Raw genomic sequence first — 12,942 nt, 5'->3', positions numbered from 1 at the left:
CGGTCCTCTTCCTCGAACTAACCCGGGGGAATCGGCTGTTCCGGCGCATCGCCGAACAGGTAGTCGTACATGTCTCGGAGATAGGCGTGCAGTGTCTCCTTGTCAGGGAATTCGATGTCGGTCAGCCGCTCGTACTCGGCAGGCCCGAAATTCCCATCTGCCATGATCTGCTCGAATCCGGAGCGGATCAAGTCAACGTAGGAATCGCTGAAGCTCCACAATGTGGGCCTCAAGTCGCCCAGGATTTCATATCCGCACTCAAGGTCGAGATGCACGCGGAAGAAGTTCGTGAAATCCGGGTCGGTCTGAATGGGCTTGCTCAAGGCCTACCCACTGCCGGTCGGCGCGGCGGGATCACCTGAACCTGCCCGCCCCGCGCACTGATCCACTCCTCGAGTTCCGCGCCGCCCACTTCGCGCGAGGAACCGTCGCCGACAACGGTGATCGGGCCGAAGACCGTGCCCCGCAAGCCGCGAAGGACCGTGGTGTCGTCCACCTTGATCTCGAAGTAGTTCTCCTCGACCACGGCATCGGACAAATCGCTGCCCCGCATATCGGTGTCGAGCAACTCCGCGCCGACGAAGTGTGTTCCGCGAAAACTGGCTCCCCTCGCGTCCGCGTCGGACAACGAGGCCCCGACCATGTCCGCCCCGTCGAGAACCGCCGACCGGAGAACGGCCTCATCCAGGTTCGCCTTCACCAGGTCCGCTGCCGTCAGGTCCGCGCGCGTCAGGTCCGCCGACTGGAGATCGGCACGGTAGAAGGAAGCTCCGACGAGCCGTACATCGACCATTACGGCGTCGGTGAACCAGCAATTCGAGAAATCCCCACCCGAGAGGTCCGCGCCCCGGAAGTCCCGCCCCATCCCGTTGAGGTTGTATTCCTCCGAGGCGAGCCACTCACGGAGCTGCTCTGCGGCCGCAGGGTCGGCGGGGAGCGCGGCAGGCTTCCAGTTCTTACGGATACCAGATGACACGGTCTCCCCAACCATTGCTTTCGACGGCTGCCTTGACGCTGTCTATCGCTGCTTGATTTGCGTTACGGACATCGATGATGACGATGCGGCCTCGGACTTCGATCTGCTTCGCCAGCTGCTTCTTGACCCAGGCGCCATTGTTGGCGGGGTCGTACGCGCCCTTGAACGGTTGCGACTTGTCGCGCACGTTATTGAAGGGTGGATAGTCGGAGTGGACACCCTTGATGTCATAGTACTCACCGGTGGTCTCGGAGTAGAACTCACCCTTGTCCGCACCGTCCGGTCGCCGGATATCCTCCGGCAGGCGCCCGCTCTCCCGGAGGTCGAGACCGACGCGGGCTTCATCCATCGACTTGTCGTCGACCTGGCCCTTGTGATCGGGGTCGTGCTTCAAATGGTCGAACTCCTCCGGGGCCCGCTGTTCCACCTCGTCCAGGTGGCCCCAGTGGGCTGCCCGTTCCTCCGGTGTGAACGCGGGCAGCGGTTCGTTCGGGCGCTCGCCGCCCCCGTGCGTGCCGTCCGAGTGGCCGTCGCCGCCGGGGCCGTCGTTTCCGTCGCCGTGGCCACCGCCACCGCCCGGCGTGTTGGTGTCGGAACCGCCGCCGCTGCTGCCGCCACCGGTCTCGGTGTGCGACCCCGTTCCGGACTCGCCTCCGCCCGACCCCGTCGGATGCTCCGTCACATGCCCGCCCGTCGACGGGGTCGTGTGGTGCGTCGTGCCCTCCGGCGAGGAGTGCGGCGGCTTCGCCGAGTTCTCCACGTGGCTCGGGCCCCCCGCGCCCTCCAGGACCTTCTCGTGGTCCGGGACGCGCTCGTGCGTGTCCGGGAGTTCGTTCTTGTGGGGCTCCGGGACCGGCTCGGTGTCCGGTACGGGGTTGCCGTGCTCGTCGCGGATGACCGCGTCGTCGCCGACCACGCGCGGGTTGCCGTTGTGGTCGGTGTAGTGGAAGCCGGGGGTCTCGGTCGTCGGGTGCGGGGCCGTGCCGGTCGGAGCCGTACGGGCCATGTCGTCCACGCCCGCGGAGCCCGTCCTCAGGCTCTCCATCAGGTCGCCGACCTTGATCTTGGTGACGCCCGCCGCCTTGCCGAGGTAGCTCATCGGGTCGACCAGCGCACCCGCCTTGCCCGCCACCGACGCCGCGTCCGCGACCACGCCCAGCTTGCCGGCCTTGCCCAGCTTCAACAGAGAACCGGAACCGATGGTCACCACGTTGAACAGCACCGAACCGAAGGCGCGTGACGGGTCGTGGCCCCACTCGTCCCAGGCGACCAGCGACTTGCCGAAGTTGCGCAGGGCCGCCTTCTGGCGGTCCGTGTCGCTGTGGTCCACCGGACCGAACATCTTGTCCATCGCCCAGTCGTACGGCGTCATGATGTACGCGCTGATGCCGCCGAAGACGTCACCGATGCCCGACCAGGTCTTCTTGAAGTTGTCCCAGTCGAAGACGTTGACCATGCTGCCGAGGCCCTTGATCGTGCCCCAGACCCCGTCCACGAAGAAGCCCTTCAGCGCACCGCCGACGTTCTTCTTCGTCCACTCCCACGCGGCCCGCAGCCCCGTGTACTCGCGCTCGTCCACCGTGCCCCACGGCGTCTCACCGGCGTCCTTGACGTCGTCCGCCTTGAAGCCGTACATCCCGGCCTTGTGCGAACCGTCGTCCACGACGAAGTGCGTCCCGCCCACCAGCGCCGTGATCTTGTTGGCCGCGTCGCGCTCGGCGCCCTGGAAGGCCACCCACGTCGTGCCGACCTCGTGGACCAGGCGGGCGTTCTCGTCGATCTTGTCCTGGTCCTGCTGCCAGTCGTCGTCGTCCCTGTTCTCCGCGACGAACCGCGCCGCGTCCTCCCGGAGCCGGTTCATCCGGGCCACCAGCGGCCGGGCCGCCGTCGCGAAACCCGAGAGCGCCCCGCTCACCGACTCCAGCTTGTCCGCGAACGCGTCCGCCTTGTCGCGTACCGGAATCGTGGAGTCGAGCAACTCCTCCTGCTCCGGGGCGTCATAGACCGGGTCCAGCGCCTGGAAGGCCGTGTGGGCGTCCTTGCCCGTGGTCCGGATGTCGGAGGCGGTCGTCTTCAGCGTGGCCGCGTGCTTCTCCAGGGCCTCCAGATTGCCGGTGTAGAAGGGGATCTTCGCGAGGTCGATCACTTCTTGGGACCCTTCCCCTTCAGCTCCTCCGGGGTCGGCGCCTTGGAGTACTGCTCCTGCTTGTTCTTCGCCATGTCCAGGTCGCCCGCGAGATACGCCTCAGTGGCGAGCCGCGCCCCCGTCATGGACTTCGCCGCCCGCACCGGAAGGAACTTGAGGTCGTCGAGCGTGTGCTCCTGGAACTCCTGCAACGCCTGGGCCACCGGCCCGAACGCGCCCCCCTTCGGGATCTCGGTCCCGCCCAGCACCATCGTGCCCGCCGAGGTCGCCGACCCCACCAGGTGGTCGTTGTAGGAGGTGAACTCCTTCTCGAACTCCCCGCCGACCTCGGCGGTATTCTTCAGGACCCGACGAACGCCGTTCGGGTCGATGTCCCACTTGGTCACGGTGCCCCCCCCCCGTCAAGAATCGCTTCCACTGAGCGTCCGGGCGCCCGACGCGCCGAAGCGCGGGCGCACCGAAGCACACCCTGTCATCCTGCCCCGGCACACCCGGATGGATCAAACCCCATGTTGCGGTATGCAAAGACGCGGCGGGGTGCGCCGCGGTTCCGCTCAGTACGTCAGCGCCACGGACCCGTGACCGCGAACGTGGTGCCCGGCGTGTAGACGTTCACGTACATCGTCCCGTAATCCGGTGCGAACGTGACGCCCGCGAACTCGCCCCACTCCGGTTCCTCGGGCGTCCCGGTGTTCTGCCGGCCGCGCGCCATCGCGTACACCTCGCCGCGCCGGGTGAGACCGAACACGTGCTGGGCGCCGCCGCCGTCCTCACAGACCATCAGGCCGCCGTCGGGGGCCAGGGTGATGTTGTCGGGGGACTCGCCGGGGAGCTGGAGGTCGGTGTCCGGGCCGAAGACGACGACCAGGGTGAGCCGGCGGCGGTGCGGGTCGTAGCGCCAGACCTGCCCGTAGTGGTCCGCCGCCGAGCCCTCCGCGCTGTGCGCGAAGCTGGAGACGAAGTAGACGCACGAACCGCCCCAGTAGCAGCCCTCCAGCTTCTGGCCGTGGGTGATGCCCTTCCGGCCGAAGTCCTGGAAGCGGATGGGGGTTTCGGCGGCCTGCGGGTCCGGCACGGGCAGCCACTCGACGCCCTCGAAGACCGTCCCGGTCTCCCGCACGGCCGAGAGGTCGGGCACTCCCGGCACCCGCATGGCCTCCAGCCGGCCGCCCGCACGCAGCGAACCCGTACCGCCCAGCGGCTTCTTCGGCAGGAAGCGGTAGAACAGTCCGAAGGGCTTTTCGAACGCGTCCTCCGTCTCGTACACCGTCCCGTCGCGCGGGTCGATCGCGACGGCCTCGTGCTGGAAGCGGCCCATCGCGGTCAACGGCACGGCGCCCGTGCGGCGCGGATCGGCGCCGTCCACCTCGAAGATGAAGCCGTGGTCCTTGGTGTAGCCGTTGGTGCCGGCCTTGTCCTCGGTCTCCTCACAGGTCAGCCAGGTGTTCCAGGGGGTGCGCCCACCCGCGCAGTTCACCGCCGTACCGGCGATGGCGACGCGCTCGGACAGCACGCGGTTGTGGCCGTCGAGCTCCAGGGCCGTACAGCCGCCCTTGCCCATCGGGTCGTACGTCAGCCCCTCGACCAGCGGCACCGGAATCGCGGCGTCCACCCGGTTCTCGTGGTTGCGGACCAGCCGTACGTGCCCGCCCCGGGCGGCGAACGCGGCCATGCCGTCGCAGTGGCTGGGCACCTGCCCCTCGCCGGAGCGGAGCCGGTCGCCCTCCCGGGACAGCACCCGGTAGTGGAAGCCTTTCGGCAGGTCGAGCAGGCCGTCCGGGTCCGGCACGAGCGGGCCGTAGGCGTCGTGACCGCGTGCGGCGGAGCTGCCCGCGAAGAGTTCGGTGAACGCGCCGGTGAAGGCGATCGAGACGGCGGCGCCCGCGGCAAGAACGTTTCGTCGGGAGGCGGTGGGGCGAGGTGCGACAGACATGGGCAACTCCCTGCGTGGGGGACAGGTGGCATGGCATCGTCAAAAGCAGCCTTGCCCATCCGAGGCCATCCGTGAACGTTGTCACGCCACGCTTTACGGACCCGCGCCGACGCTCCGGGGTAGGGCCGGACGGAGACCGCGGCCGGTGCGAAACAGCTGTGTCCCCGGACCGGCGGCCCGGGGACACAGCGGAAGAGCGATCAGCCGAGCGACGCGCTCAGGGTGATCGTGGTGCCGGAAAGCGCCTGGCTGACCGGGCAGTTGGCCTTCGCGTCCTCGGCCGCCTTGACGAAGCCGGCCTCGTCGAGACCCGGCACCTCGCCAACGACGGTGAGGTGGATGCCGGTGATGCCGGTGCCCGGCTGGAAGGTGACGTCGGCCTTGGTCTCCAGCCGGGCCGGCGGGGTGCCGGCGCCGCTCAGGCCGTGCGAGAGCGCCATCGAGAAGCAGCTGGAGTGGGCCGCGGCGATCAGCTCCTCCGGGCTGGTCTTCCCGTTCGCCTGCTCGGCGCGGGACGGCCAGGAGACCGGGTAGTCGCCGATCCCGGAGGAGTCGAACGTGACGACGCCCGAGCCCTCGGCCAGATTGCCTGCCCAGACCGTGTGAGCCTGACGCGTGGTAGCCATGCTGGTTCCCTTCGAACGGATGCGCGGTGGTACGGGGACGGCGGGACACCGCGTCGTGCGCCGCCGGTGGTACGTCCTTACGCCCCCGAACCTACTGCGCCACCAGCCCCTTCGCGTCACGCGCCAGCGCTGTGAGACGGGAGATTGCCCGGAAGTACTTCTTCCGGTACCCGCCGTTCAGCATCTCCTCGCTGAACAGCCGGTCGAAGGGCAGCCCGGCCGCGAGGACCGGCACCTCCCGGTCGTACAGCCGGTCGGCGAGCACCACGAGCCGCAGCGCGGTCGACTGGTCGGGCACCGCCCGCACCTCGGTCAGGCACACCGCCTTCAGCCCGTCCGTCAGCGCCCCGTACCGGCTGGGGTGGACGCGGGCCAGGTGGTCGAGGAGCGCCGGGAAGTCGTCCAGGCTGGCGCCCGGCGTGGCGTACGCGGCCCTGGTGACCTGCTCGTCCGAGAACGGCGCCGGGGCCTCGGGCAGACCGCGGTGGCGGTAGTCCTCGCCGTCGATGCGCAGCGGGCGGAAGTGCGCGGACAGGCCCTGGATCTCGCGCAGGAAGTCGGCGGCGGCGAACCGGCCCTCACCGAGCTTGCCGGGCAGCGTGTTGGAGGTCGCGGCCAGCGCCACGCCCTCCTCGACCAGTCGGCTGAGCAGCGAGGAGACCAGCACGGTGTCGCCCGGGTCGTCCAGCTCGAACTCGTCGATGCACAGCAGCCGGTGCCCGCTCAGCGTCCGCACGGTCTGCTGGAAGCCCAGCGCGCCCACCAGGTTCGTCAGCTCCACGAAGGTGCCGAAAGCTTTCAGCGAGGGCGCGGCCGGGGTGGCGTGCCAGAGCGAGGCGAGCAGATGGGTCTTGCCGACCCCGTACCCGCCGTCGAGATACACCCCGCGCGGGCCTGAGGGCGCGGCAGCCGCCTTCCGGCCGAACCACTTCCGCTTGCCCGCCCCCATCGCGTGCGCCCCTCCGAGCCCGGCGGCGAAGTCGCTCAGCACCCGGACCGCCTCGGTCTGGCTCGGCTGGTTCGGATCGGGCACGTACGTATCGAAGCGCACCGAGTCGAAGCGCGGCGGCGGCACCATCTCGGCGACCAGACGGTCGGCGGGGACGTGCGGCTCGCGGGCGCACAGGGACAGCGGGGCCGCTTCGGCTATGGGGCTGGACCCCGGCACGGCGTGGGAGGACGACACAACCGTCAAGCTTACGGCCCGTGTCAGACTGCCGGACATGCGACGCCTGTTCCCTGTGACCGACCTGACAGCGGCCGACACCTCCGGCGAATGGAGCCTGGACCGCCTCGCCGACGCCTACGCCTACCCCGCCGCGGACGGCCCGTGGCTGCGCGCCAACATGGTGTCCACGCTGGACGGGGCCGCCCAGCACGACGGCCGCTCCCAGCCGATCTCCTGCGAGAGCGACATGCGGATCTTCGGCACCCTGCGCGGCCTGGCCGACGTGGTGATCGCGGGTGCCGAGACGGTGCGCCAGGAGGGTTACCGGCCGGCCAGGGCGCGGGACGCCTTCGCGGCGCGGCGGGCGGCGGACGGCCAGACCCCGGCCCCGGCCGTCGCCGTGGTCAGCGGCAGCCTGGACCTGGACTTCTCGCTCCCGCTCTTCGTCTCGCCGCTGGTCCCGACGCTGGTGCTGACCGGTGCGGGCGCGCCCCCGGACCGGATCGCGACGGCCCGGAAGGCGGGCGCCGAGGTGGTGATCGCGGGGGAGGGGGCGCGAGTCGACCCCGCGCGCGCCGTGCGGGAGCTGGCCGACCGGGGGCACCGGCGGCTGCTCACGGAGGGCGGTCCCCGGCTGCTCGGCCAGTTCGTGGCGGAAGGGGTGCTGGACGAGCTGTGCCTGACCGTCGCGCCGATGCTCACGGCCGGTGACGCCCAGCGGATCGCGGGCGGGCCCGCCGTTGAGGTGCCGAAACGATTCGCCCTGGCCGCGCTGCTGGAGGAGGACGGCTTCCTCTTCACCCGTTACCGCCGGTCCTGAGACCCCGCGGCCCCCGTACGCCCCAGAGCCCTCCCCGTACCGCCCCATGCGGTGGCAATGAGCGGAATATCATGTTCCGGTTAGCGTTCCGTGGGCAGAATGGATCTCGCAGACCCCGTGCGAGCGCGGGGAAGGATGGTTTCGGCAGCGACCGGCGAACGGCCGCTGAAGAGAAGGGCTCCGTGGTGTTCACCAGCGTTTTGATGATCGAGAAGGCCCTCACCTCCGGGGACGTCGAATTCGTCACCACCCTGCACGGGGAGGAGCGCACCTCCTTCGTCGTCCTCATGCAGCCGCGCGGCGACCAGGCGGACGTCCTGCTGCGGGCCATCGACGACCTGGCGATGGGCGAACTGAAGGAAGCGGCCCGCGAGAGCGAGGAGCCCGAGGGCAGGAGCGCCAGGGAGTCGGCCGGGCTCGCCCTCGAAGTGTCCCTGGAGGCCCTGCGCCAGGCGGGCTCCGAGGCCGTCGGCCAGGTGATCGAGAGCCACCCCCTGGACAAGCTCACCTCGGTGGTCGAGGAGTCCGGGGCCGACGAGGTCATCGTCCTGACCGCGCCCCACTACGTCGAGGAGTTCTTCCACCGCGACTGGGCGTCCCGCGCCCGGCACAAGGTCGGCGTCCCGGTGCTCAAGCTCTTCGCGCACAGCGAATAGGCTGGGAGCCCCTACCCGTACGCACCTGGGAGAGACACGTATGGCACCCGGCATCCCCGCCGCCATGGAACGACCGCACTTCATCGGCATCGGCGGCGCCGGAATGTCGGGCATCGCCAAGATCCTCGCCCAGCGCGGCGCGAAGGTCGCGGGCAGTGACGCCAAGGAGTCCCCGACGGCCGAGGCGCTGCGCGCGCTGGGGGCGACCGTCCACATCGGGCACGCCGCCGGACACCTGGCCGACGACGCCAGCTGTGTGGTCGTCTCCAGCGCCATCCGCGCCGACAATCCGGAGCTGGTGCGCGCCGGGGAGCTGTCCGTCCCCGTCGTGCACCGCTCCGACGCCCTCGCCTCGCTGATGGGCGGGCTCCGCTCCATCGCGGTGGCCGGCACCCACGGCAAGACCACCACCACCTCGATGCTGGCCGTGGCCCTGAGCGAGCTGGACCTCGACCCCTCGTACGCCATCGGCGGCGACCTGGCCGGGCCCGGCACCAACGCCACGCACGGCGAGGGCGACATCTTCGTCGCCGAGGCCGACGAGAGCGACCGCAGCTTCCAGAAGTACGACCCCGACGTCGCGATCGTCCTCAACGTCGAGCTGGACCACCACGCGAACTACGCGTCGATGGACGAGATCTACGAGTCCTTCGAGACCTTCGCCGGGAAGATCGTCCCCGAGGGCACCCTCGTCGTCTCCGCCGACCAGTCCGGCGCCGTCGAGCTGACCCGCCGGGTCAGCGAGGCCCTGCCCGCGCTCACCGTCGTCACCTACGGCGAGTCCGAGACCGCCGACGTGCGCGTCCACAAGATCACCCCGCGCGGCCTGGCCAGCGAGGTCACGGTGATCCTGGGCGGCAAGTTCCTCACCTTCACGGTGTCCGTGCCCGGCCGCCACTACGCGCTCAACGCGGTCGCCGCCCTCGCCGCCGGGATCGCCCTCGGCATTCCCGCTCACAACCTCGCCTCGGCCCTCGGCAAGTACACCGGGGTCAAGCGCCGCCTCCAGCTCAAGGGCGAGGCAGCCGGCGTCCAGGTCATCGACAGCTACGCGCACCACCCCACGGAGATGACCGCCGACCTGGAGGCCATGCGCGGCGCCGCCTCCGACGCCCGCCTCCTCGTCGTCTTCCAGCCGCACCTGTTCTCCCGTACCCAGGAGCTCGGCACCGAGATGGGCCAGGCCCTCGCGCTCGCCGACGCCTCCGTGGTCCTGGACATCTACCCGGCCCGCGAGGACCCGGTACCCGGCGTCACCAGCGCCCTGATCATCGACGCCGCGACCGCCGCCGGCGCCGACGTCACCGCCGTCCACGACAAGGACCGGGTCCCCGAGGTCGTCGCGGGAATGGCGAAGCCCGGGGACCTCGTTCTCACCATGGGAGCGGGCGACGTCACCGACCTCGGCCCGCGGATCCTGGACCACCTGTCGAGCTGAAGGAGCCACCGTGACGTACGACGTCGAGAAGCCGGACGAACAGTGGCGGGAGGAGCTCACCCCCGCCGAGTACGCGGTGCTGCGCAAGGCCGGCACCGAACCCGCGTTCGTCGGTGAGTACACGGACACCAAGACCGAGGGCGTCTACTCCTGCCGGGCCTGCGGCGCGGAGCTGTTCCGCTCCGACACGAAGTTCGAGTCGCACTGCGGCTGGCCGTCCTTCTACGACCCGAAGGACACCGACGCGGTCGAGCTGATCCAGGACCGCAGCCACGGCATGGTCCGCACCGAGGTGCGCTGCGCCCGCTGCGGCTCCCACCTGGGCCACGTCTTCGAGGGCGAGGGCTACCCGACCCCGACGGACCAGCGCTACTGCATCAACTCGATCTCGCTGCGGCTGACGCCGGACGCCTGATCCCTCCCGCGTCACGGAGCCGGCCCGCCCGGCTCCGTAAGGCCTCTCAGCCCCGCCGCACCCGCCCCGCGATGCGGCGGCCCAGGCGGCCCAGGGTGCCGCGCTCGCGGCGGTTCCAGTCGCGGAAGGCGTCCGCCCGGCCGCTGCTGCCCGACCGGCCGACCGCGTCCTCGACCGCCGCCACCCGGTCCGCGGGCAGCGCCCGCACCACGGGCCGCAGCACCTCGTCGAGGAGCCCGGTCGCCGCCCCGGTCCACGTGGCGCCGGCGTGCGGGTGGGCCGTCCACACGGTGAAGCAGTCGGCCGCGTAGGCCGGGTCGGCGGCCAGCCGGGCCCGGACGCCGTCACCGCGCGCGGTCCGGGCGTAGGCGGCGATCAGGTCCGCGTCCCCGCTCTGCACCAGGGCGTACAGCTCCTCGTCGGGCCGCTCCGGCGCCAGCAGCCGCCCGGCGACCGCGTCGCACGCCTGCCCGAGCACCCCCGGCTCCACGGGCTCCGCCTCCGCGCGCAGCGCCCGCACCCGTTCGGCCCAGTCCGGCTCCGCCGCGCCCGAGCGCACCTCGCCGGCGAACTCCAGGAGCTGGAGCGCCGCGCGCACCCGGCCCCCGGTCTCCTGCGGGAAGCCGCGCAGCAGGTCGTGGGCCAGCTCCGGGGCCGCCCCGTCGTCGGGGCCGGCCGCGAGGGCGGCGGCCACCAGCAGCGACCAGGTGCCGGCCGCCCGGTGCGCGTCCGACGTCGCCGCCTCAAGGAGCTGCCAGGCCTCGGCGGCCGTCGGCGCCCCCTCGTCCCAGACCAGGCCCGCCGCCGTCCGCAGCACGAGCGGCTCCGCGAACGGGGAGACCCCGCCGGCCCGCAGGATCCGCTGGAGCGTCGCGACCCGGTCGTCGCCGCAGCCGGCCCTGGCCTCCGGCGCCCCGGCGCACATCCGCAGATGCGGCAGCGCCTGCGTGCCGGTGAACGGCAACGGCACCCGGCTCAGCAGCCGTGCCACGTCGGCCGGACGGTCCGGCGCGATCCGGTCGAGCGCGCCGAGCAGCGCCGTACGCACATCGAACTGCTCGTCCATCAGCTCAAGGAGCGCGGGCGCCCAGCCCGGGGCGTCCTCCTCGCCGCCCGTCAGCAGCGCGGGCGCGAGCCGGTCGACCACGGAGGGCAGCAGCCCGGCGCAGTCCACCCCGAGCAGCCGGGCCACCCGCAGCAGCTGCACCGTACGGGCCACGTCCAGGCCCACCCCGGCGCCGCTCAGCTCGGTCACTATCTCCGGCCCGAGCACCCCGGCGACGGCCGCGCCCTCCGGGCCGCTGAAGGCGGTGCGGCCGGGCAGCTCCAGCGAGCCGTTGCCGCCGCGCACCGCCTCGGTCACCAGCATCGCGGCGAGCGGGGCGGTGGTCGTCGCGGGGGAGCGGCCGTCGAGTGCCGCGAAGAGCCGCCCGGCGGCGTCGAACTCGGGACCGGAGCGGTGGTCCGTCCCGGGCGCGGTCAGCGCCTCGACCAGCCGGCGGGTCCGGGTCCCGTCCAGGGCGTACGGCCGCTCGGCGGCCCAGTCGGCGGCCGCCGCGCGCTCCTCGGTGCCGAGCGGTATGCCGGCGCACAGGGCCGTCACCGCCAGCGGGCCCGCCGCGAACGGCTCCCCGGGCAGCGCGGCCGCCTCCCCGAACAGCTCCGGCGCCCGGCCGCGCCAGACCCGGGCCGCCGTCTCGGCCCAGGTGTCGCCCACCGGCCCTTCCGGGCGCGGACCGGCGCACACATGCACACGGAGCCCGGAGTCGGCCAGTTCCTCGGCGTCCTCGGGCAGCACCCCGACCACCCGCTGCGCCGCCTCACGGGGGCGGCGGGTGTACGTGGTGAAGGTCAGCTGCCCGGCGAGCCCGTCCGGCAGCGCGAGCCCGGCCAGCGCGATCCACCGGGCGACGTCCGCGCTCTGCCGCTCGGCCAGGACGACCCGCTCCGGTCCGTCGGGGCCGTGCAGGCGGCGCAGGTCGGACAGCACAGCGGCGAGCCAGGGGCCGCGTGAGACGGCGAAGTCGTTGAGCGCCTCGCGCTCGCGGGCTTCGTGGCCGGGCTGGGCGGGCAGCGCGGCGAGCGGTCCCGGCAGCGGGCGGTCCGGCGTCGCGGCGGCCCAGCGGGCGGACCGGCAGGCGGTGAGCGGCAACGTCCCCTCGGGGAGCCGGGCACCGGGGGGCAGGTGGACCGCGTGGGCGTGGAAGCCCACGGCGGAGGTCCGGGGGGAGCGCACCGCGACGGTCCGGGCCAGCAGCCCGCTGCCGTCGGAGAGCACGCTGAAGCTGTACGCCTCGGGCAGGGCGCGCAGGGCGGTGTCCGTGAGCCGGTCCGGTGTGCCGCGGGGCGCCTCGTACGCCAGCAGCGGTCCGGCCTCGGTCAGCACGGACGCGGGTATCGAGGCGTCAACCGACGTGAACCGGGCGGCGGTCGGCCCGTCCTCGCCGGTTCCGTCCCCGTCCGCGGAGGTGTAGTGCAACTGCGCGAGGCTCATGCGTCGGCTCTCTTCGTCCCTGCCTGAAGATCCCCTGCCACCCGCACCCGCCCTCGCGGTGGCAGCGCCGTCCCGGCAGAGAGCGGCGACCCCGGCGGGGAGTGCTCCGCAGTCGCTGGGGCGACGCTATCAAGGAGCGACACGCCCTGGTGCCCCTGTGGGCCGGAAGCCCGGGGGCACGGGACCGCCGCCGGGCCGCCGGACGCGTGGCTGAATCGGGCCCACGTGGGGATCCGGTGGGAAGCCTGCCGCTTCATGGCTTCGGTCCGG

The 12,942-nt window shown here is 72.0% G+C and carries 12 protein-coding genes; 4 read left to right on the top strand and 8 right to left on the bottom strand.

Features of this window, described 5'->3' with window-relative positions; translation table 11 throughout:
- Positions 1–17 precede the first annotated feature (17 nt).
- The 7 genes from ACFZAT_RS11655 to zapE form a co-directional block, all read right to left on the bottom strand.
- On the bottom strand, positions 18–323 hold the full coding sequence (locus ACFZAT_RS11655) for a hypothetical protein (protein WP_391263193.1): 306 nt from the start codon (positions 321–323) through the stop codon (positions 18–20).
- The gene (locus ACFZAT_RS11650) at positions 320–976 is read right to left on the bottom strand and encodes a pentapeptide repeat-containing protein (protein WP_391263192.1); all 657 of its coding nucleotides are present in this window, start codon (positions 974–976) and stop codon (positions 320–322) included. The genes ACFZAT_RS11655 and ACFZAT_RS11650 overlap by 4 nt, the downstream gene beginning before the upstream one ends.
- Positions 957–3,122 (bottom strand): hypothetical protein, encoded by a 2,166-nt coding sequence (locus ACFZAT_RS11645; protein ID WP_391263190.1) that lies wholly within the window; start codon positions 3,120–3,122, stop codon positions 957–959. Before ACFZAT_RS11645 ends, ACFZAT_RS11650 begins: the two co-directional genes overlap by 20 nt.
- Positions 3,119–3,508, bottom strand: a complete 390-nt coding sequence (locus ACFZAT_RS11640) for a DUF6507 family protein (RefSeq protein WP_391263188.1) — start codon at positions 3,506–3,508, stop codon at positions 3,119–3,121. The genes ACFZAT_RS11645 and ACFZAT_RS11640 overlap by 4 nt, the downstream gene beginning before the upstream one ends.
- Before the next feature lie 176 nt (positions 3,509–3,684).
- Positions 3,685–5,055: an alkaline phosphatase PhoX gene (locus tag ACFZAT_RS11635; RefSeq protein WP_391263186.1), complete on the bottom strand. Its 1,371-nt coding sequence runs from the start codon at positions 5,053–5,055 to the stop codon at positions 3,685–3,687.
- Between the two features lie 200 nt (positions 5,056–5,255).
- Positions 5,256–5,681, bottom strand: coding sequence for an OsmC family peroxiredoxin (locus tag ACFZAT_RS11630; RefSeq protein ID WP_391263184.1), 426 nt, complete (start codon positions 5,679–5,681; stop codon positions 5,256–5,258).
- Between the two features lie 91 nt (positions 5,682–5,772).
- Positions 5,773–6,867 carry a cell division protein ZapE gene (zapE, locus tag ACFZAT_RS11625; RefSeq protein WP_391263182.1) on the bottom strand — a complete coding sequence of 365 codons (1,095 nt, stop codon included), beginning with the start codon at positions 6,865–6,867 and terminating at the stop codon, positions 5,773–5,775.
- Positions 6,868–6,904: 37 nt separating this feature from the next.
- On the opposite strand from zapE, the gene ACFZAT_RS11620 reads away from it, so the two are divergent.
- The 4 genes from ACFZAT_RS11620 (at position 6,905) to msrB (ending at position 10,178) form a co-directional block, all read left to right on the top strand.
- Complete coding sequence (locus ACFZAT_RS11620; RefSeq protein ID WP_391263180.1) at positions 6,905–7,669, top strand: dihydrofolate reductase family protein; 765 nt, start codon at positions 6,905–6,907, stop codon at positions 7,667–7,669.
- Positions 7,670–7,872: 203 nt separating this feature from the next.
- The gene (locus ACFZAT_RS11615) at positions 7,873–8,325 is read left to right on the top strand and encodes an indole-3-glycerol phosphate synthase (RefSeq protein ID WP_391263569.1); all 453 of its coding nucleotides are present in this window, start codon (positions 7,873–7,875) and stop codon (positions 8,323–8,325) included.
- Positions 8,326–8,365: 40 nt separating this feature from the next.
- Positions 8,366–9,763 (top strand): UDP-N-acetylmuramate--L-alanine ligase, encoded by a 1,398-nt coding sequence (murC, locus tag ACFZAT_RS11610; protein ID WP_391263178.1) that lies wholly within the window; start codon positions 8,366–8,368, stop codon positions 9,761–9,763.
- A 10-nt stretch (positions 9,764–9,773) separates the two neighbouring features.
- On the top strand, positions 9,774–10,178 hold the full coding sequence (msrB, locus tag ACFZAT_RS11605) for a peptide-methionine (R)-S-oxide reductase MsrB (RefSeq protein ID WP_391263177.1): 405 nt from the start codon (positions 9,774–9,776) through the stop codon (positions 10,176–10,178).
- A 46-nt stretch (positions 10,179–10,224) separates the two neighbouring features.
- On the opposite strand, the gene ACFZAT_RS11600 is transcribed toward msrB, so the two are convergent.
- Positions 10,225–12,672, bottom strand: a complete 2,448-nt coding sequence (locus tag ACFZAT_RS11600) for a GTPase-associated protein 1-related protein (RefSeq protein WP_391263175.1) — start codon at positions 12,670–12,672, stop codon at positions 10,225–10,227.
- Between the last annotated feature and the right edge of the window lie 270 nt (positions 12,673–12,942).

The sequence above is a fragment of the Streptomyces sp. NPDC008163 genome (genome assembly GCF_042956885.1).
In the GTDB taxonomy this organism is placed as follows: Bacteria; Actinomycetota; Actinomycetes; order Streptomycetales; family Streptomycetaceae; genus Streptomyces; species Streptomyces drozdowiczii_A.
This window is presented reverse-complemented; position numbering and strand designations above follow the sequence as displayed.